Origin of the sequence: Nitrosospira sp. Nsp2 (assembly GCF_003050965.1) — a bacterium.
Classification (GTDB): Bacteria; Pseudomonadota; Gammaproteobacteria; order Burkholderiales; family Nitrosomonadaceae; genus Nitrosospira.
On sequence record NZ_QAOU01000011.1, the window covers coordinates 19,695 to 37,900 of the forward strand.

Annotated in this window: 19 protein-coding genes; 6 read left to right on the top strand and 13 right to left on the bottom strand. The window is 53.8% G+C overall.

All coding sequences use genetic code 11. The annotated features are described in order from the left end of the window. The first annotated feature begins 18 nt into the window (after positions 1–18). Complete coding sequence (mutS, locus tag C8R31_RS15345; RefSeq protein ID WP_181320663.1) at positions 19–2,670, top strand: DNA mismatch repair protein MutS; 2,652 nt, start codon at positions 19–21, stop codon at positions 2,668–2,670. Between the two features lie 61 nt (positions 2,671–2,731). Here mutS and C8R31_RS15350 read toward each other — a convergent pair whose 3' ends face one another. The 13 genes from C8R31_RS15350 to rpsB form a co-directional block, all read right to left on the bottom strand. After that, positions 2,732–3,211: a peptidylprolyl isomerase gene (locus tag C8R31_RS15350; protein WP_107695029.1), complete on the bottom strand. Its 480-nt coding sequence runs from the start codon at positions 3,209–3,211 to the stop codon at positions 2,732–2,734. Positions 3,212–3,518: 307 nt separating this feature from the next. Then, positions 3,519–4,121 carry a ribonuclease HII gene (rnhB, locus tag C8R31_RS15355; RefSeq protein ID WP_107695031.1) on the bottom strand — a complete coding sequence of 201 codons (603 nt, stop codon included), beginning with the start codon at positions 4,119–4,121 and terminating at the stop codon, positions 3,519–3,521. Between the two features lie 29 nt (positions 4,122–4,150). After that, positions 4,151–4,630: a 3-hydroxyacyl-ACP dehydratase FabZ gene (fabZ, locus tag C8R31_RS15360; RefSeq protein ID WP_107695099.1), complete on the bottom strand. Its 480-nt coding sequence runs from the start codon at positions 4,628–4,630 to the stop codon at positions 4,151–4,153. 80 nt (positions 4,631–4,710) lie between these two features. Further along, positions 4,711–5,238 carry an OmpH family outer membrane protein gene (locus tag C8R31_RS15365; RefSeq protein WP_107695033.1) on the bottom strand — a complete coding sequence of 176 codons (528 nt, stop codon included), beginning with the start codon at positions 5,236–5,238 and terminating at the stop codon, positions 4,711–4,713. Positions 5,239–5,261: 23 nt separating this feature from the next. After that, positions 5,262–7,544 (bottom strand): outer membrane protein assembly factor BamA, encoded by a 2,283-nt coding sequence (bamA, locus tag C8R31_RS15370; RefSeq protein WP_107695035.1) that lies wholly within the window; start codon positions 7,542–7,544, stop codon positions 5,262–5,264. Positions 7,545–7,547: 3 nt separating this feature from the next. Continuing rightward, the gene (gene rseP, locus C8R31_RS15375) at positions 7,548–8,915 is read right to left on the bottom strand and encodes an RIP metalloprotease RseP (RefSeq protein WP_107695036.1); all 1,368 of its coding nucleotides are present in this window, start codon (positions 8,913–8,915) and stop codon (positions 7,548–7,550) included. Positions 8,916–9,131: 216 nt separating this feature from the next. Beyond that, entirely contained in the window at positions 9,132–10,319 is a 1,188-nt protein-coding gene (gene ispC / locus C8R31_RS15380) for a 1-deoxy-D-xylulose-5-phosphate reductoisomerase (protein WP_107695038.1), read from the bottom strand. Then, positions 10,316–11,137 carry a phosphatidate cytidylyltransferase gene (locus tag C8R31_RS15385; RefSeq protein WP_107695040.1) on the bottom strand — a complete coding sequence of 274 codons (822 nt, stop codon included), beginning with the start codon at positions 11,135–11,137 and terminating at the stop codon, positions 10,316–10,318. Before C8R31_RS15385 ends, ispC begins: the two co-directional genes overlap by 4 nt. A gap of 48 nt (positions 11,138–11,185) precedes the next feature. Then, complete coding sequence (uppS, locus tag C8R31_RS15390; protein WP_107695041.1) at positions 11,186–11,983, bottom strand: polyprenyl diphosphate synthase; 798 nt, start codon at positions 11,981–11,983, stop codon at positions 11,186–11,188. 122 nt (positions 11,984–12,105) lie between these two features. Further along, on the bottom strand, positions 12,106–12,663 hold the full coding sequence (frr, locus tag C8R31_RS15395; protein ID WP_107695043.1) for a ribosome recycling factor: 558 nt from the start codon (positions 12,661–12,663) through the stop codon (positions 12,106–12,108). A gap of 100 nt (positions 12,664–12,763) precedes the next feature. Next, a complete protein-coding gene (gene pyrH / locus C8R31_RS15400) occupies positions 12,764–13,480 on the bottom strand; it encodes a UMP kinase (protein WP_107695045.1) in 717 nt (238 codons plus the stop codon). A 7-nt stretch (positions 13,481–13,487) separates the two neighbouring features. Beyond that, positions 13,488–14,396, bottom strand: coding sequence for a translation elongation factor Ts (gene tsf, locus C8R31_RS15405; RefSeq protein ID WP_107695046.1), 909 nt, complete (start codon positions 14,394–14,396; stop codon positions 13,488–13,490). 124 nt (positions 14,397–14,520) lie between these two features. Further along, complete coding sequence (gene rpsB / locus C8R31_RS15410; RefSeq protein WP_107695048.1) at positions 14,521–15,255, bottom strand: 30S ribosomal protein S2; 735 nt, start codon at positions 15,253–15,255, stop codon at positions 14,521–14,523. Positions 15,256–15,715: 460 nt separating this feature from the next. On the opposite strand from rpsB, the gene C8R31_RS15415 reads away from it, so the two are divergent. The 5 genes from C8R31_RS15415 (at position 15,716) to C8R31_RS15435 (ending at position 18,103) form a co-directional block, all read left to right on the top strand. Continuing rightward, a complete protein-coding gene (locus tag C8R31_RS15415) occupies positions 15,716–16,129 on the top strand; it encodes a YqjD family protein (protein WP_107695050.1) in 414 nt (137 codons plus the stop codon). A gap of 40 nt (positions 16,130–16,169) precedes the next feature. Continuing rightward, a complete protein-coding gene (locus C8R31_RS15420) occupies positions 16,170–16,538 on the top strand; it encodes a phage holin family protein (RefSeq protein WP_107695052.1) in 369 nt (122 codons plus the stop codon). Next, positions 16,535–16,885 (top strand): hypothetical protein, encoded by a 351-nt coding sequence (locus tag C8R31_RS15425; RefSeq protein ID WP_107695053.1) that lies wholly within the window; start codon positions 16,535–16,537, stop codon positions 16,883–16,885. The genes C8R31_RS15420 and C8R31_RS15425 overlap by 4 nt, the downstream gene beginning before the upstream one ends. 182 nt (positions 16,886–17,067) lie before the next feature. After that, positions 17,068–17,367 (top strand): EF-hand domain-containing protein, encoded by a 300-nt coding sequence (locus tag C8R31_RS15430; protein WP_107695055.1) that lies wholly within the window; start codon positions 17,068–17,070, stop codon positions 17,365–17,367. A 142-nt stretch (positions 17,368–17,509) separates the two neighbouring features. After that, complete coding sequence (locus C8R31_RS15435) at positions 17,510–18,103, top strand: shikimate kinase (RefSeq protein ID WP_107695100.1); 594 nt, start codon at positions 17,510–17,512, stop codon at positions 18,101–18,103. Positions 18,104–18,206 lie beyond the last annotated feature (103 nt).

Below are 18,206 nucleotides of genomic sequence, written 5' to 3' on the forward strand. Positions count from 1 at the left end.
CCGCCACAGCATTTGAAAATGTACAGGAGAGACATCGCCGCGCACACTCCCATGATGCAGCAATACCTGCGCATCAAGGCGCAGCACCCGCACATGCTGATGTTCTACCGCATGGGGGATTTCTACGAGCTTTTTTTCGACGACGCGGAGAAAGCCGCCCGGCTGCTTGACATTACTCTCACCCGGCGGGGCACGTCCGCCGGAGAGCCAATCAAGATGGCAGGCGTGCCTTATCATTCAGCCGATCAGTATCTGGCGAAACTCGTCAGGCTGGGGGAATCGGTGGTGATCTGCGAGCAGATCGGCGACCCGGCAACCGCCAAGGGTCCCGTTGAGCGGCAGGTCACGCGCATCATCACCCCTGGGACGCTGACCGATGCCGCCCTGATGGAAGAAAAACGCGAAAGCGTTATCGTTGCGTTGCACCTGCACGAGTCAATCCTGGGGCTGGCCTGGCTCAATCTGGCGGGTGGCAAATTTTGCGTGATGGAAACCAAACCCGGTAACCTAGCAGGGGAGCTAGAGCGCCTGAAGCCTGCGGAAGTTCTCTTGCCAGATTCACCCGATAGCGTTGACATGCTCAATCGCGACGGCGTGTTCAAGAAAATGTGCCTTAAACGCCTGCCCTTCTGGCAATTCGATGTCGAGGCGGCCGAGCGCATTCTCTCCCGGCAATTCGGCACGCATGATCTTTCGGGTTTCGGTTGCGAGGGTTTGCATGCATCACTGGGCGCTGCAGCCGCGTTGCTTGAATACGCGCGCCTCACGCAGGGTACCAGCCTTGCGCACATTTCCGCACTGCGGGTGGAGCGGGAGAGCGCCTATCTGCGCATGGATGCCGCCACTCGCCGCAATCTCGAAATTTCCGAAACCATACTCGGCGATCCTTCGCCCACCTTGCTAGCGCTGCTCGATACCTGCTCGACCAATATGGGCAGCCGGTTGTTGCAGCACTGGCTGCATCACCCACTTCGCGACCGGGCAGCGATCCAGAACCGGCTGGAGGCCGTGTCGTATTTAATGGGCGAAGCAGGGTCCGGGCCGTATCTCGGTGTGCGTGCTTCCCTTAAACGGGTAGCGGACATTGAGCGCATTACTGCCCGCATCGCGCTGAAATCGACTCGGCCACGAGATCTGTCGGGATTGCGCGAGAGCCTCAAACAGTTGCCTCAAACGGCCGCGATTATTGCCGAAGTCAGGGGTTCCGCCAGCGAACATATCACCATGCTGGCGAAAAAAATGATGCCTGAAGCGGTGCTGCCGGCGTTACTGGAAAAAGCTTTGCGCGAGGAGCCAGCGGTCGTGCTGCGCGAAGGCGGTGTAATTGCTGATGGCTATGATGCGGAACTGGATGAACTGCGCGCGATACAAAACAACTGTGGTGAGTTTCTGCTTCAACTTGAGGAGCAGGAAAAGACGCGATCCGGAATACCCAGCCTAAAAGTGGAATATAACCGACTGCACGGTTTTTATATCGAGGTAACGCACGCCCACAGCGATAAAATTCCAGCCGACTATCGCCGAAGGCAGACACTGAAGAATGCAGAACGCTACATCACCCCCGAGCTCAAGGCCTTCGAGGATAGGGCGCTGTCGGCCCAAGGTCTTGCTCTGGAGCGGGAAAAATACTTATATGGTGAATTGCTGAACCTGCTTACGCCCCACATCGCCCATTTGCAGGAGGTAGCGCAAAGCGCCGCAGAACTTGATGTCCTTGCGACGTTTGCCGAGCGCGCGCTTGCACTGGATTACACCTTGCCGGTATTTACTGATGATACGGTTATTGAAATTGAGGCGGGCCGACATCCTGTAGTAGAAAGACAGGTGGAGAACTTCGTCGCAAACGATTTACGCCTTGGCGCCTGCCATGGCAATCAGGCACGGCAGATGCTCGTCATTACCGGGCCCAATATGGGCGGAAAATCGACGTATATGCGGCAAGCCGCGCTGATTGCACTACTCGCCCATTGCGGTAGTTTCGTTCCTGCAAGGAGCGCCCGTTTCGGCACGCTGGACCGGATTTTTACGCGAATCGGAGCCTCCGATGATCTGGCTGGAGGACGCTCCACCTTCATGCTGGAAATGAACGAGGCCGCCAACATCCTGCACAATGCCACCTCACAAAGCCTGATATTAATGGATGAAGTGGGAAGAGGCACATCCACCTTTGACGGCTTGGCGCTTGCTTTGGCAATTGCCCGGTATCTGCTGGAAACGAACGGAAGTTATACGCTATTTGCGACACACTATTTTGAACTGACCCAGCTTGCCGAGGAGTTCGCGCAAGTGGCCAACGTGCATCTGCGCGCGGTCGAACACAAGCATCATATCGTGTTTCTGCATGCGGTGAATGAGGGCCCCGCGAGCCAAAGCTACGGTCTTCAGGTGGCTGCGCTGGCTGGCGTGCCGGCTCCGGTCATCAAAATGGCGAGACAATATCTTTCAAAACTTGAGAAAGAAACAATTGGAAGGCATCCGCAGAGAGATTTGTTTTCGGATGCCGCGCCGGCTGGCTTTGAAACAGGCAACACTTTGGAAACCCGGGAAACGCGTCCACAGCATCCGGTTCTTACGCTACTGCGCACGGTTATCCCGGACGAGTTGAGCCCGAAGCAAGCGCTGGACACCCTCTACGCCCTAAAAAACGCAGCAGAAAAGGACCCACCGTAGCGGGATTATCTTACCTCTGCATATGTCGGCGACGATTTTTCCGGACGCCCGGGGGGAACTATCAATGCTCGTGCCCATGTGCGCCATGGACATGACCATGTGCCAGTTCTTCAGCTGTGGCTGGGCGTACTTCCGTAACGGTACAGTCGAAACGCAAGGTGATCCCCGCTAACGGGTGATTGCCGTCCACTACCACTTTGTCTTCCGCAATATCCGTCACGGTATAAATCAACGCATCATCTGAACCTTCTTCACCGCCTTCAAACTGCATCCCGACCTCCACATTATCGGGAAAAAGACTGCGAGGCTCCATCCGCACCAACTCGCTGTCGTATTCGCCAAATGTGTTTTCCGGCTCCATTAAAACCGAGCAGCTGTAGCCTACCTCTTGGCTATGCAGCTTTTCCTCGACCATCGGAAAAATGCCGTCATATCCCCCGTGTAAGTAACTGATCGGGGAGCCGGGTTTTTCCATCACCTGGCCGGTCAAATCGGATAATTCATAAGTTAGCGAGACCACGGTATCTTTTTCGATGCGCATATATATTTTATTTAGCTTTTAATGGGTTACAGCGATATAAATAAGGTCGCAAGACTTCCTGCACGCCACCAAGAAGGCTGCAGACCCGCCATTTTAACTTCAGTCCAACTCCTGAAGTGCCAATCACTTGTTAGTGATTATGGTCTAATATTAGTTCCTTTCCAGTTTTTTGCCCCGCTCCAGTGATTTCACCGTGGCCGGAATGCTATTACTTGTCCAGGGCATATGAGCCCGGTTAGCGCACTGACACGGAGTCGATGAAAGAATATCGGATGAGCGGCGGGTGCCGAGAAATTCGCGCGATCATCTACGACCCGCCCGAAGCCCCGAAGTTTGTTATCGATTCCCTAACTGGCGCGAAACTTCGGCGATGTACTTCGGAGATCCCATGAACCCGTAATGCGGCAATGTGTTGCTCGGTCGAATACCCTTTGTGGCGGTCGAATCCGTAATGCGGGAAACGCTCGTGCAACGCCACCATTTCCGCATCGCGGGCGGTTTTGGCCAGAATGGAAGCAGCCGAAATTTCCGGTACCAGGCTATCCCCTTTGACAATGGTGGTGACCGGGCACTTCAGACGAGGGCTTTGGTTTCCATCTACCAGTACCCTGGCGGGAACGAAAGACAAGCTCTCAACGGCACGTTTCATCGCCAGCAAACTTGCCTGAAGAATATTCAGCCGATCGATTTCACGGACCGACGCGACCCCGATCGCCCAGGCAATTGAATTTGCCTTGATCGCGAGGGTCAGCTTGTTGCGCTTATCTTCACTTAATGTTTTCGAGTCGGCCAATCCATCGATCCGGCGGGCCGGGTTGAGTATAACGCAAGCCGCGAAGACCGGGCCGGCTAATGGGCCTCTGCCGGACTCATCCACGCCGCACACCCAGTTGAACTCGTCTGATAGCATGCCTTACGATTCCTTGTTTCCTTACTTTGCTACTTTAAAGGCGGGCTTTCTGGCGGTTTATTCTGCTCACCCTGGCTTTTCGTTCTCATCGTGCACATCAATTCGGCCTCTGTAACAACGCGTCCCTCCACCTCCGCCTGAACCGAATATTTCCAGATCCCGATTCTCTCACGCAGAATCGTGGCCTTGAGGATAAGCTGGTCACCAGGCTGTACGGGCTTCTTAAAGCGCGCGCCATCAATGCCGACAAAATAATAGAGCGAATCGTCATTGGTCGTCATATTGGCGGTCTTGAGTGTCAGGATCGCTGCTGCTTGCGCCAGCGCTTCGATGATCAACACTCCAGGCATGACCGGGTAATGCGGAAAATGGCCTGAAAAGAAGGGCTCGTTCATGGTCACATTCTTGAGAGCGGATATACTTTTTCCTGGTTCACAGGAGATCACCCGATCAACCAGCAAAAAAGGATAGCGGTGGGGGAGATACTTCAGTATTTCATGGATGTCCATCGGGTTCACACTTCCGTTTCTTTTAATATTTAACATACCGGGGTTGCTGTCGCGCCCAGGGCTTTCCGACCAGCGCTGCGCTACTTGTCAGCCAGGGCCTTAATCACTTTTTCGGTAATATCGATGCGCGGACTGCGGTAAACCAGATCTCGTAGGGGCAGTATCAAATCGTATTTTTCTGTTTCCGCGATGACTTGAATCACTTTAGTGGCCGTTAATTGCAAAGTCGCAACTTCGTCGTTCTGTCGCAGGCTCAGGTCTTCGCGCATCTGGCGTTGAGCCCGCTGATATTCCCGGTTGAGTGTCGCAAGGTCGCGCTCCTTGTTGCGGCGTTCGGCCTCGGGCATGCTTTGCCCTTCTTTTTCCAGAAGATCCTGAAGCGTCTTGGCCTGCGCGGCCATCTTCTTAAGTTCCTGGTCTCTTGGAAGAAACTCCTTCTCTATCTTCCTTAGGGCTCTTACCGCAGGCGCTGACTCAGCCAAAACTCTTTCGGTATCGACGACGCCGATCTTGATCTCATCCGCATGTGAAACAGCGGATCCCCAGGTGGACACAAAAATGATGCACGCGGCCATTAATACCCGACGCGAATGTATCTTGTGCTTCAATTTAATCTCCACGTTTTGGTCGCCTAGAATTGCTGCCCGAATTGAAACTGAAACCGCTGTAAATTATCGCCAGGGACGTTATTCAACGGTTGTGCGACGCTGATTTTTAGGGGGCCCATGGGGGAAATCCACGTCACGGCCACGCCCGCGGAATAACGCAGTCCTTCCAGTTCGGGCCTGACACCCCCGGGGCCCCAGACCGTGCCCCCGTCCAGAAACGTGCTCAGGCGAACGGATCGGTCGTTCCTCATGCCGGGCATTGGAAACAGTATCTCAATGCTGCCCACTAAACGTTTATTACCCCCAAGGGTTCTGTTATTCACATCCCGCGGCCCTAACGAGCTAATATTGTAGCCGCGAACGGAAGTATTGCCTCCGGCAAAGAAGTTCTTGAAGAACGGAAGCTCATGTCCACGGTAGCCATCGCCGTACCCCGCTTCTCCATTCAGCATCAGCGTAAAGGTGTCGGTAAGAGGATAATACCATCGAAGGTCGTAGCTCACTTTGTAATAAGTCAGATCGCCCGCCGGCAATCCTGCCTCGGCAAATATACGCTGAGTTGTGCCAGAAGTGGTCCAGATGGCGCTGTCGCGGCCGTCGCGCCGCCAGCTAAGTGTTACTGGAATGTTGATGGTACTGGTGCCGAATTCATTCACAAAATCGATATTTCGTTGCGGGCTGTTCGGGCCGAGCTCGATCTTCGTATTCTCAATTGCGAGCCCCGTCTGAATGCTGTCATTCTCATTCACCGGGATACCGAAACGCAGACCCGCTCCCGCGGTATCGGTATTAAAACTGTTCACCGATACCAGCGAACTCGTGTTGAGTACACGCTTATATATGTCGAACCCAGCGGTGATGCCGTCTTTGGTAAAGTAAGGATCGGTATAAGACAGGGAATAGGTTTTGTTGACCCTGCCGGTGTTGACCATGAGATTGACGAATTTACCGGTGCCAAATATGTTGTCCTGAGCAATCGAACCGCTCAATATCAACCCTTCCATATTGGAATAACCCGCGCCGAACATCACGGCGCCGGTTGGTTTTTCCTTAACCTCAACATTCACGTCAATCTGATCGGTGGTGCCCGGAACCGCCGGCGTTTCAACATTGACGGCATTGAAAAAATTCAATCTGTCTACGCGCACCTTGGAGCGGTTTATCTTGGTCGTTGAATACCAGCCCCCTTCGAATTGACGCATTTCCCGGCGGATGACTTCATCCCGGGTACGCGTATTGCCGGTTATATTGATACGCCTGACGTAAACACGGCGCCCGGGGTCGATAAAAAAAGTGAACGCAACCTCACGTTTTTCCTTGTCGAGTTGCGGTGACGCGTTGATATTGGCGAACGCGTAGCCGTCGTCGCCCAAGCGGTCAGTAATGAGCTTGACGGATTCCGTCAGCTTTTCGCGCGCAAACACCGCGCCCGGCGCAATCTTGATGAGCTTGCGCAATTCCTCTTCCGGCAGCAGCAGTTCACCCGCGAGCTTGACCTCCGATACCTTATATTGTTCGCCTTCGGATATGTTTACGGTGATATAGATATCCTGCATGTCCGGCGTGATGGATACCTGGGTGGAGTCGATATTGAATTCGAGATAGCCACGATTGAGATAATACGATCGCAACGCCTCCAGATCGGCGCCGAGTTTCTGCTTTGAATACTGATCTTCCTTCGTGAACCACGTGAGCAGACCTGGCGTCCTCAATACGAATGCAGTGAGCAGTTCCTTTTCCTTAAACGCCTTGTTCCCGACAATATTGATCTTGCGTATTTTGGCAGTTTTACCTTCATCCACATGGAAATTGATCGCTACCCGATTGCGTTCCATCGGGGTAGTGGTAGTCGTGATTTTCACGGCGTATTTGCCGCGGCTGATATACTGCTGCTTGAGCTCCTGCTCCGCCCTTTCCAGCATTGAGCGGTCGAAAATACGTGATTCGGCCAGACCGGCCTGTTTCAGGCCTTCCTTCAGCTTATCTTTTTCGAATTCCTTTGCGCCGATGATGCTGATCTGCGCAATTGCGGGACGCTCCTCCACCACCACCACCAGGACGCCGTCCTCTGACTCCAGCCGCACGTCCTTGAAAAAACCCGTCGCATAAAGCGCCTTGATTGCGGCTGCAGCTTTTTCATCGTCCAGCGTATCACCCACTTTCACCGGAAGGTAACTGAATACTGTGCCTGCCTCCGTGCGCTGAATTCCATCCACCCGTATGTCTTTGACTACGAATGGCTCGCGTGCCCACGAAGCTGAAGCGCAAACGAGAGACACGAGCGCGACGAGATAGCGAGCTTTCATACTTTAACTGGGGATAAGCCGGACGACGTCGTTATAGATGGCAAAAGCCATCAGGGCAAATAACAGCGCCATCCCCACCTGTTGACCTATCTCGGTGGCTTTTGCAGAAAGCGGACTGCCCTTTACAATTTCGATCACATAATACATCAAATGGCCGCCATCCAGTACCGGAATGGGCAACAGGTTCAGTACGCCCAGACTGATGCTGATGACCGCCAGGAAGCCGAGGTACGATGTTATGCCCATCTGGGCCGATTTGCCGGCATAGTCCGCGATTGTTATCGGCCCGCTAACATTCTTCCACGATGCTTGTCCGACCAGCATCTTCCCCAGCATCTGCAAGGTGAATACCGATGTTTCCCACGTTTTGCTGATTGCCCTGATCACGGCCGCGCCCGGCGTATAGCTGATCTCAACCATCAGTTTTTTGAATTCGGCTTCATCTATTTTCGGGGCGATCCCTATCTTGCCCACCTTCCCGCCATTTTCGGTCGCCGTATCCGGAACAACTTCGACTCCCATCGTCTCATTGTTTCGCCGGATTTTCAGCCTGAGCAATGCCCCAGGATGAGTCCTGATCTCTTGGACCAACTCTTCCCACAACGCGATCTGTTTATCATTGACTTCCAGAATCTCATCCCCCGGATGTAGGCCCGCACGACTCCCGGGGCTTTCCGGCGTAACATGAGCAATGATGGGTTTCATGTCGGGCTGATAAATGCTCAGGCCGACTTTTTTTAAAAAATCACTATCGAGATCGTCGGCATGAATGCCTGTGAAGTCCAGCTGCCGCAGATGGACGTGCCCCTGCGGGTTATGCGTTTCTACCGTCACGGTAGAAGATCGTTCGACCGCATGCGGCAAAAGCAGCCAGCGGGCGTCCTGCCAGGTGGCTACCGGTTCCCCTCCTATCTTCGTAATCGTCTCACCTCGCTCGAAACCCGCAAAGGCGGCGGGCGTCGCCGGCGCTACCGTGCCGATCACCGGCTTCATGGCGGCCATGCCGAGCATGAACAGCACCCAATAGAGCACGATTGCCAGCAAAAAATTGGCAAGCGGTCCAGCGGCGACGATCGCAAATCGCTGCATCACCGGCTTCCGGTTGAAAGACTGCGGCAAATCCTGCGGCGCAACGCTGCCTTCGCGCTCGTCCAGCATCTTGACATACCCTCCAAGCGGAAAGGCAGCGATCACCCATTCCGTCTGGTCTTTTCCCCAACGCTTGGTCAGCAAAGGTCGCCCAAACCCGATGGAAAACCGCAGCACCTTTACGCCGCACCAGCGCGCCACCTGATAGTGCCCAAACTCATGAAATACGATCAGGAGCCCGAGGGTCACAACAAAAGCGAGGACAGTGGAGAAGAAGGTCATTGCAACGTCGGCTGGGTATCGCCACCCCAGGGAAAGCTGGATTTTCGGAAAAGTTGATTTGCCGCCGGGGAGGGCGCAGGGTAAGGACACCGGAAAGACGAAGACAGAAGCCAGGACCAAGCTCCCCCTCGGCGCATGCCCGGGGAACTTGTCATCCGCAAGGAATGGTATGACCGGCTTGTTTGACCCATACCAACAGCCGGTAATTCGAGCTGGTTATGCTAGACACGCCAGCCACTCATGCGCCGCTTCGCGCGCCAGGCGATCGGCCGCCAACACATCATCCAGCGTAGTCATATCTCCGTGGCCCACCGTATGCATGACCTCCTCTATCATCGCCGGGATCGCCGTAAACGGCATGCTGCAGTCAAGAAAAGACTCTACGGCAACTTCGTTGGCCGCATTGAGCACAGCCGGAGCACTTCCGCCCGTCTCCAAGGCTTGATAGGCAAGCCGCAGACAAGGAAAACGCTTGAAGTCAGGCGCCTCGAAGTCAAGCCGACCCACTTTGAACATATCCAGCGGCGTGACGCCGGTTTCAATCCGCTCCGGAAAACCCAGAGCATGTGCGATCGGCGTGCGCATATCGGGATTGCCCAGCTGAGCCAGCACTGAACCATCGACATATTCAACCATCGAGTGAATGATGCTCTGCGGATGAACCACAACCTGAATTTGTTCGGGACCGGCTTCAAACAGCCAATGTGCTTCAATCACCTCCAGACCCTTGTTCATCATCGTGGCCGAATCTACGGAAATCTTCCGCCCCATCACCCAATTGGGATGTGCGCAAGCTTGTCCCGGCGTTACCTCCTCCAGTAAACTCAGCGGTGTTTGCCGGAATGGCCCTCCCGACGCCGTCAATAAAATACGACGTACCCCAACCGCCTTCAAATCCCCGGCGAAACCGTGGGGCAGTGACTGGAAGATGGCATTATGCTCGCTGTCGATCGGCAGTAACGTCGCCTTGTTTTCTTTGACGACATCCATGAAGATGCGTCCAGCCATTACCATCGTTTCCTTGTTTGCAAGCAGGATCTGCTTGCCGCTGCTGGCTGCCGCAAAGGTGGGCCGGATGCCCGCAGCACCGACAATTGCCGCCATGACGGTATCGACATCCGGCAACGATGCGACTTTCTCCAGTGACTCGACCCCGCACAGGACTTCGGTAGGGATACCCGCCGCACGGATCTCGGCTTGAAGCCATCCCGCACTGGCCTCGTCCAGCAACACCGCATAACGCGGCTGAAAACGGAGGCATTGCTCCAGCATTTTGGGAGCGCCCTTATTAGCAGTGAGCGCGACCACGCGGAACCGGTCTGGATGACGTGCAACCACGTCCAGCGTGTTTTCCCCGATGCTGCCGGTAGAGCCAAGGATGGTGAGATTACGGACAGATCTCATAATTCGGACTGTAAAATTAGAAGGGATAAAATGGCAAGGGGCAGAGTCGAAGTAAGCGCATCAATCCGGTCAAGTATACCACCGTGGCCCGGCAAAATATTCCCGCTGTCCTTGACCCCGGCCTGACGTTTCATAAGAGACTCAAACAAATCGCCAACAATTCCCATGACGGCGAGCAGAAGCAACAGCGGCACAAGCAAGCTGGCATGCGCTTCATTTCCCGAACTATTGCTCCATATCAGGGCATAAACCAAGACCGCCGCGAGCGCACCCGCTGCACCCTCCCACGTCTTACCCGGGCTGATCGAGGGCGCGAGCTTGTGTTTTCCCCAGGCGCGCCCGGAAAAATACGCTGCGATATCTGATATCCAGATGGCGGACATGAAGCCGAGCAGAAGAAGCGGATCGATTGCGCGCAACTGGTATAAGGCAAGACTGGTGGGCAATAGCACGAGCCAGCCCATCAAAGCCAGGACGGCCGGATTGCCAACCCGATGCTTCGTCTTCAAAAACCATGGGGCATACAATATCCAGAATGCTAATGAGGTGAAATAAAGCGGTTCCAAGGCGGTGCTGTATGGATTGGTCAGGACCGCGTCCGCCAGTACGAATAGCAATTCTCCGGCCAGAAATATAGTGAATAAAAGATAAATTATGGAGGAATTCAGAGAAAGACGGGCCAGCCTGCTCCATTCCCACGCCCCTGCGGCGGTCAAGGCGAGCAATAGCACCATCCAGAAAACCGCGGATAAATAAAACAGTGCTGCCAGAAACAGACACAACACGATGACGGCGGTGATAATCCTGGCCTGGAGCATGACTATAGCTATAAAGGGGGAAACAGGCCACGTTTGAGCAGTGGCAAGCTAAGCCGTTCTCTTGACGGCCGCTTCTCTGCTGTGTGGGGACTGTACCAGTTGCTCGCTGGTGCGCCCGAATCGGCGCTCGCGCTGCTGATAAGACTGAATGGCAAGGTCGAGTGCATTCGCATCAAAATCCGGCCACAGCGTCTCGGTAAAATAGAGCTCAGTGTAAGCCAGTTGCCACAGAAGAAAATTGCTGATGCGCTTTTCTCCACCGGTCCGAATAAATAGATCGGGTTCGGGCGCGAAGTTCAACGCAGAATGCTGCATTACGTCTTTCTCATCGAAACACGTCGCAAGATCGGGACGCTGCGCGAGCATCTTCCGGACTGCCTGCATGATATCCCACCGCCCCCCATAGTTGGCCGCGACGGTAAGAGTGAAGCGGTCGTTCGCCGCCGTAAGCGCTTCGCCGTTGCGGATGAATTCAACGATTTTGGGCTCGAACTTTGATAAATCGCCGATAACTTTAAAACGGATCCCGTTCTCGTGCAGCTTGCTAACTTCCTGTTCCAGCACATTTATGAATAGCTGCATGAGGAAGGCAACTTCGTCCGGCGGCCTGCGCCAATTTTCACTGCTGAAAGCAAATAATGTCAGGTATTCAACGCCGCGCTCGATACATGCTTTTATCGCGGTGCGAACTGTCTCCACCCCGCGCTTATGCCCTGCCATTCGTGGCATGAAGCGGTTTTTTGCCCAGCGCCCGTTGCCGTCCATGATAATGGCAATGTGGCGGGGAATGATGCGTGACTCGGGTATTTCCCGGGTTGAGCTGGTGAAACTCGTGATAGCGGGCATGAGAGGATATGGTTGAGTTAAGGATGGTTCAGGAATTTTTAGGGAATTTAATCATTCATGAGCATCCGCGCTTCGCAGATCATCTGGCTTTCCCCCCGTATTTTACGGTATTTTGCCCTAGGTTATATTGCCATCAATTCGGCTTCCTTGGTTTGCAGGGTTTTATCTATTTCCGAGATGTAGCGGTCGGTGAGTTTCTGGATTTCTTCCTGACCGCGACGTTCTTCGTCCTCCGCGACCTTCTTCTCCTTGAGCAGTTCCTTCAGATGAGCATTGGCGTCTCGCCGGATATTTCGCATCGCCACCCGCGCATTTTCCGCCTCATGCTTGACAACTTTGGTGAGGTCTCGACGGCGCTCCTCCGTAAGCGGTGGCATCGGCACCCGAATCAACTCTCCTACAGTAACAGGGTTCAATCCGAGATCGGAATTGCGGATAGCTTTTTCAACCGAACCCAGCATCTTCTTTTCCCAAGGGGCAACGGTGATCGTGCGCGCATCGGCCAGATTAACATTGGCAACCTGATGGATGGGCGTGGGCGTACCATAATAATCAATCGTGATATGATCCAACAGTCCGGTATGCGCTCGCCCTGTTCGAACCTTGCCTAAGTCCAGTTTCAATGCCTCAAGGCTCTTTTGCATTTTCTCTTCAGCGGCTTTCTTAATGTCGGCGATCATGATTTTTAGGTCACATAGATAGTGTAAAAGATGCACTGCAAGTCCATGGATTGCTCCAGCGTGGCATATCCCGGTTCAGTCGCGATTTTACAAAAACCTGTCAAACCTCTACGAGGGTTCCCTCATCTTCACCCATTACTACCCGTCTTAACGCTCCGGCCTTGAAAATACTGAATACATTGAGGGGTAGCTTCTGGTCGCGGCATAAGGTTAACGCCGTGGCATCCATGACCTGAAGGTTCTGGGCAATAGCATCGTTAAATGACAGTTTCTTATAGCGTACAGCGTCAGGGTTCTTCTTGGGATCGGCGGTATAGACGCCGTCGACCTTGGTGGCTTTAAGCACGATGTCCACGTTCATTTCCATCCCCCGTAGCGCGGCAGCCGTGTCGGTAGTGAAAAACGGGTTGCCGGTACCTGCGGCAAAGATCACCACCTTACCTGCTTCCAGATACCGGATTGCCTTGCCACGAATGTAAGGTTCGACAACCTGATCAATGCGTAACGCGGACTGTACCCGGCTTACTACCCCGCCACGGCGCATGGCATCCTGTAGCGCAAGGGCATTCATTACGGTAGCAAGCATCCCCATGTAATCGGCTGTAGAACGATCCATCCCGTCGGCAGCGGATACCATCCCTCGAAAGATGTTTCCGCCCCCGATTACTACCGCCACCTGCACACCCATCCCGTTGATGTCAGCTATTTCGGAGACAATCCGCTCGATCACGTGACGGTTGATACCATAGCTGTCGTCGCCCATCAGGGCTTCCCCCGAGAGCTTCAGGAGAATACGCTTATAAGACGCAGTCGTCATGAATTTTTCAATCTGGTTGTGATGCCTTTTCTTCTTTCGCCTGGTTTACCTGGGCCATTACCTCAGCCGCGAAATCGCCACTTTTCCGTTCGATGCCCTCCCCAACAACAAACAGGGTAAAGCCGTTCACTTTTGCAGATTTCGATGCGAGCAATTTCTCCACGGTCTGATCAGGGTTCTTGACGAAGGGTTGACCAAGCAGCGTCACTTCCGCCAAGTATTTTGCGATACGCCCTTCTACCATTTTTGCGACGATATCGGCAGGCTTGCCGCTTTCCTCCGCCTGCGCGGTGTAGATCAGCCGTTCGCGCGCCAGCAATTCAGACGACACCTGATCAGCCGAGACGCAAATCGGCTTGCTCGCAGCAATATGCATGGCAAGATCCTTACCGAGCGTCGGATCACTCCCGGTGTAATCGACCATCACCCCCATTTTGGCCCCATGAAGATATGAAGCCAGGTTGCCCGAGGCCTGATAGCGCACGAACCGTCGCACACTGATGTTTTCACCCAGCTTCATTACCAACGCCTTGCGGAATTCCTCCACATTCTCGCCCCCGGGCAAAGTAGCGCCTGCCAATGCTTCCGTATTCCCCAGGCTTTCCGTCGTTAACAACTCTGCGAGATTACGGGCGAAATTGATGAAATCTTCGTTTCTGGCGACAAAATCCGTTTCACAGTTAACTTCCACCAACGCGCCGCTCTTGCCATCCGGTGCAATATGCGCCGCCACCATGCCCTCTGCGGCTATCCTGCCGGCAGCCTTGCTCGCCTTGGCTCCACTTTTGATCCGCAGCAGGTCCTCCGCCGCTTTCATGTCGCCGCCGGTCTCACTCAACGCCTTTTTGCATTCCATCATGCCCAAGCCGGTGAGGTCGCGTAACTCTTTCACCATCTGTGCGGTGATCTCAGCCATAGTCACTCCAGATTCGATTCAATAAAATAGGCGGCTTCATTTCCGCCGCCTCTGCAAAAAAGGCACTAGCCCAGCCTCCAACTTCCCGGCAGTCGCCAGGAAAGCAGTTGTTAGTTAGCAATTGCTAGTCCGCGCCCTCTTCCACTTCTTCAAATTCGTTTTTAACGATTTCCTGCACCATTTGATTACGCCCTTCCAGAATCGCATCGGCCACGCCACGCACATAAAGCCGTATCGCCTGGCTGGAATCATCATTGCCGGGAATGACATAATCCACCCCATCAGGACTATGGTTGGTATCTACAACTCCGACTATCGGGATGCCAAGTTTGCGAGCCTCCGTGATTGCTCCTTTCTGATAACCGACATCAACCACAAACATGGCATCGGGAAGCCCTTTCATATCCTTGATGCCCCCCAGACTGCGATGGAGTTTTTCCAGCTCACGCTGAATATCCAGCGCTTCTTTTTTTGAAAGCTTGTCCAGCGTACCATCCTGGGCCATCGTCTCCATATCGTGCAGACGCTTCACGGATTGTTTTATCGTTTTGAAATTGGTGAGCATCCCTCCCAGCCATCGCTGATCGACATACGGAGAGCCGCAACGCATCGCTTCCTCGCGTACGATATCGCGGGCCTGCCGCTTGGTTCCCACAAAAAGGATAATGCCTTTGTTGGCCGATAGCTGACGCACATAGCTCATGGCCTCCTGGTACATCGTCAGGGTCTTTTCAAGGTTGATGATATGGATCTTATTGCGATGGCCAAAAATATACTGAGCCATCTTCGGGTTCCAGAAACGGGTTTGATGTCCGAAATGGACGCCCGCTTCCAGCATCTGCCGCATAGTCACTGACATGGTTTCTCCTATAGGGTTAAGCCTCCATCCGCCGCTGCCGCTCTGTTGCGAGCACCCTTTGAAAGACGGATGTGCGAAATTACGCCAGCATTCAAGCTGGCGACTAACTCCCGGATTGCTCGGACCTGTCGAAAACAAGGATCTTCGCGACGCCAGGTTAGCGCGAAATTATACCATTTTTGCCCGGCCTCACTCAATTGAGCTGTATAAAAATAGGCATTTATCCTGCCACAAGCGCCTGGGATGCGAATAAACAGTTCAAGAGCGCAGAAGGAGGAGGATGAGCGGAACCGTGCCAGACCAATCCATTATGTGTGTCAACGAACATACCCCCGGCGATAATTAAGAGAAACTGAAGGCTCTCATGCAGGGGTAAAAATTGAAGAAAAACCGAAGGTTCTCATGCAAGGGTAAAAATCTAGTACACATATTTTCTTCCAACAACTAAAAGGAGCTTACCATGGAAAGAGATACTTCCACGAATACAGCCGAGGATACAAAAGCCGCAGCGGAAAATGTGGCGCATCGCGTCGGTGATGCAGCTCAGAGGGTCGGCAACGCCGCCAAAACGGCCGGGAAACAGGTGGGGGCGGTCGCCAGCGACGAACTGGCGAATCTCAGAGCTGACCTGGACGATCTCATCTCGCGCATTCCCAGTTTATCGGATATTGATCTGGAAAAAGCAAAGGACAATTTGATACAAAAAATTGCCGAAACCAAGGAAACGGCTCGGGATGTTGCCCACGAGGCCCGGGAACAACTGGATCACGGTATCGAATGTACCCGGGATTACGTTAAGGAACGTCCGCTGCAATCGGTGGGCTATGCCGCAGCGATCGGCTTGCTAGTAGGCTTATTGACAGCCCGGCGGTAGGCGGCTCCGTTCGGCCCCAGCATATCAGTGAGAAATCGCCATGTTTGAGACCATTAAAAAAGCCAGGCAGGTGGGAGCAATCGCCTTGGAGCGCGTCGGCGAATATCTGGAGCTGTTGAAGATATCGGCTGAGATTCAGGGGCAGAACCTGAAAAGGCGCATTATCGGCTACGCGGCGGCAGCGCTCTTTGGCGTCTTAAGCTTTTTTTTCCTGGGGCTGGCCGTCATCATTACCTGTTGGGATACGCCCTATCGCGTGATGTCCGCATGGGGCGTGGCTGCTTTCTTTACTTTATTAGCGTTTGTGATATATATGGGAACGCCGAGCCGCGCAGATTCTGTATCAGCTTTTGATACTGTTCGCGACGAATTACAGCAGGACATCAAACTGATGAAAGACATAGTATGAGCAGCGAACTGGAACAAGAAAGAAATGCGCTGCTGGAGCGAATGCACGCCAGCCGCAATAATTACCGGTCCGAGTTGGTTTATACGGAGGAACCGCGGCAAACGGTGACTGTCGACGCGTTCCCCCGAAGCCAGACGTTCAAATTCATTGCTCGGCATCCATACTCCGCCTCGCTGGGGTTGCTTGCCGCTTTGGCGTTCTTGCCGCGTAAGCCGCTACGGAGAGCGGTAAAAGGCGGCATCGCCTTGGCGGCAGGAATGCTGGGCAGCAGTGCGAAAACTTTAGTGATGCGGCAGGTGCTGCCATCGGTAGTGAGTTCCTTAAAGTCGCGCAACCAAATGAAATAAACCGAATAAAACTTCCATTTGCCATTGCGGAGTCAAACAGTCCGACGTCAAAATAAGCGAAATATGATCCTTCCGGTTTTCCAAGGAGAACGATCATGGGTAAATATTTTCTAGCTTGGCTTCTGGGCGTGCCTGCATTTGTACTCGTAATCATTTATCTTCTGATGAACTGACTGACTTCCATGCCATCTTCAACTTTGAACAGAATGATCCTCGCGCTGGCCGCAACGGCTGCCTGCGTACTGTCCGCCCCGGGCTTGGTCCACGCGGAAAAATCGGCGCCCAAGGCGGAGGTAATAAGGGCTCCATTAGAACTTTACGATACCAACGAGGATGGCTATGTGAGCGCAGAGGAAGCTGCGCAGCAGAAGATGCCGGCCCGAACATTTGAAAGTCTGGATGTTGACCGGGATGGGAGATTGAACAAGGATGAGTTTGGCAAAGCGCCGCCCATGCGCTTGGATGAGGAAGTTTCGAAATAATTGGTAGGCCCCCCTGGGTCTCTTCCAGGGGATCAGTGGTTCCCTCGCACTTGCGGTGCAAACTCGCCGCCTAAACTGGCAGAGCGACGATGCCCTAGCATTCGCCCACGCGCCGTTGGGGCATTTCCGCTACAATGGCTGGATGAATCCCACAATCGCACCCGAGGCGTTCGATAACACTGAGCTTAGAAATGCAGTAGGCGAGAGCGGTAATATTTTTCTGGTTGGAATGATGGGGGCGGGAAAAACCACAATCGCCAAACTCGTCGCTGGCCTGCTGGAAAAAACGGTCTACGACTCGGATCGCGAAATTCAAAAACGGACCGGGGTCAGCATTCCGGTTATTTTCGAAATAGAGGGGGAAAGCGGTTTCCGCAAACGCGAAACCGAAATACTATCCGAACTGGTGAAAGGCCGGGACATCGTACTGGCCACTGGAGGAGGAGCAGTGCTGAGCCGGGAAAACCGCGAGATGCTCAGGCGCAATGGCACCGTGATCTATTTGCGCGCAACCATTGATGATTTATGGCGGCGGACACGGCAAGACAAAAACCGCCCCCTCCTGCAAACCCCCGACCCACGAACAAAACTGGCTGAGCTTTACGCGCAACGCGATCCCTTATACCGCGAAACAGCGCATATCGTCGTCGAGAGCGGCAAGCGAAGCGCACGTAATCTGGCGCAACTGCTGGCACAACAATTGGCGGCCTGCTCAGGGTTTCGAGCGGATGACTGAAAATGGAATTCAAGAACTCCCGATCAGTCGTGGGTACGAACATTTCCTTTCCTTCCGGTCTTCGCGCTCATCGTTGTAAAACGATAATTGCCCGCTGAGTCCC

Excerpts from the sequence above, each read along its gene's own strand:
- frr (WP_107695043.1), bottom strand. The coding sequence starts at position 12,663 with ATGATCGCCGACATTAAGAAAGCCGCTGAAGAGAAAATGCAAAAGAGC.
- fabZ (WP_107695099.1), bottom strand. The coding sequence starts at position 4,630 with ATGGACATCCATGAAATACTGAAGTATCTCCCCCACCGCTATCCTTTT.
- C8R31_RS15435 (WP_107695100.1), top strand. The coding sequence starts at position 17,510 with ATGAATCCCACAATCGCACCCGAGGCGTTCGATAACACTGAGCTTAGA.
- C8R31_RS15420 (WP_107695052.1), top strand. The coding sequence starts at position 16,170 with ATGTTTGAGACCATTAAAAAAGCCAGGCAGGTGGGAGCAATCGCCTTG.
- C8R31_RS15430 (WP_107695055.1), top strand. The coding sequence starts at position 17,068 with ATGCCATCTTCAACTTTGAACAGAATGATCCTCGCGCTGGCCGCAACG.
- rpsB (WP_107695048.1), bottom strand. The coding sequence starts at position 15,255 with ATGTCAGTGACTATGCGGCAGATGCTGGAAGCGGGCGTCCATTTCGGA.
- C8R31_RS15385 (WP_107695040.1), bottom strand. The coding sequence starts at position 11,137 with ATGCTCCAGGCCAGGATTATCACCGCCGTCATCGTGTTGTGTCTGTTT.
- C8R31_RS15415 (WP_107695050.1), top strand. The coding sequence starts at position 15,716 with ATGGAAAGAGATACTTCCACGAATACAGCCGAGGATACAAAAGCCGCA.
- rseP (WP_107695036.1), bottom strand. The coding sequence starts at position 8,915 with ATGACCTTCTTCTCCACTGTCCTCGCTTTTGTTGTGACCCTCGGGCTC.
- uppS (WP_107695041.1), bottom strand. The coding sequence starts at position 11,983 with ATGCCCGCTATCACGAGTTTCACCAGCTCAACCCGGGAAATACCCGAG.
- C8R31_RS15425 (WP_107695053.1), top strand. The coding sequence starts at position 16,535 with ATGAGCAGCGAACTGGAACAAGAAAGAAATGCGCTGCTGGAGCGAATG.
- ispC (WP_107695038.1), bottom strand. The coding sequence starts at position 10,319 with ATGAGATCTGTCCGTAATCTCACCATCCTTGGCTCTACCGGCAGCATC.
- bamA (WP_107695035.1), bottom strand. The coding sequence starts at position 7,544 with ATGAAAGCTCGCTATCTCGTCGCGCTCGTGTCTCTCGTTTGCGCTTCA.
- C8R31_RS15350 (WP_107695029.1), bottom strand. The coding sequence starts at position 3,211 with ATGCGCATCGAAAAAGATACCGTGGTCTCGCTAACTTATGAATTATCC.
- tsf (WP_107695046.1), bottom strand. The coding sequence starts at position 14,396 with ATGGCTGAGATCACCGCACAGATGGTGAAAGAGTTACGCGACCTCACC.
- rnhB (WP_107695031.1), bottom strand. The coding sequence starts at position 4,121 with ATGCTATCAGACGAGTTCAACTGGGTGTGCGGCGTGGATGAGTCCGGC.
- pyrH (WP_107695045.1), bottom strand. The coding sequence starts at position 13,480 with ATGACGACTGCGTCTTATAAGCGTATTCTCCTGAAGCTCTCGGGGGAA.
- mutS (WP_181320663.1), top strand. The coding sequence starts at position 19 with ATGTACAGGAGAGACATCGCCGCGCACACTCCCATGATGCAGCAATAC.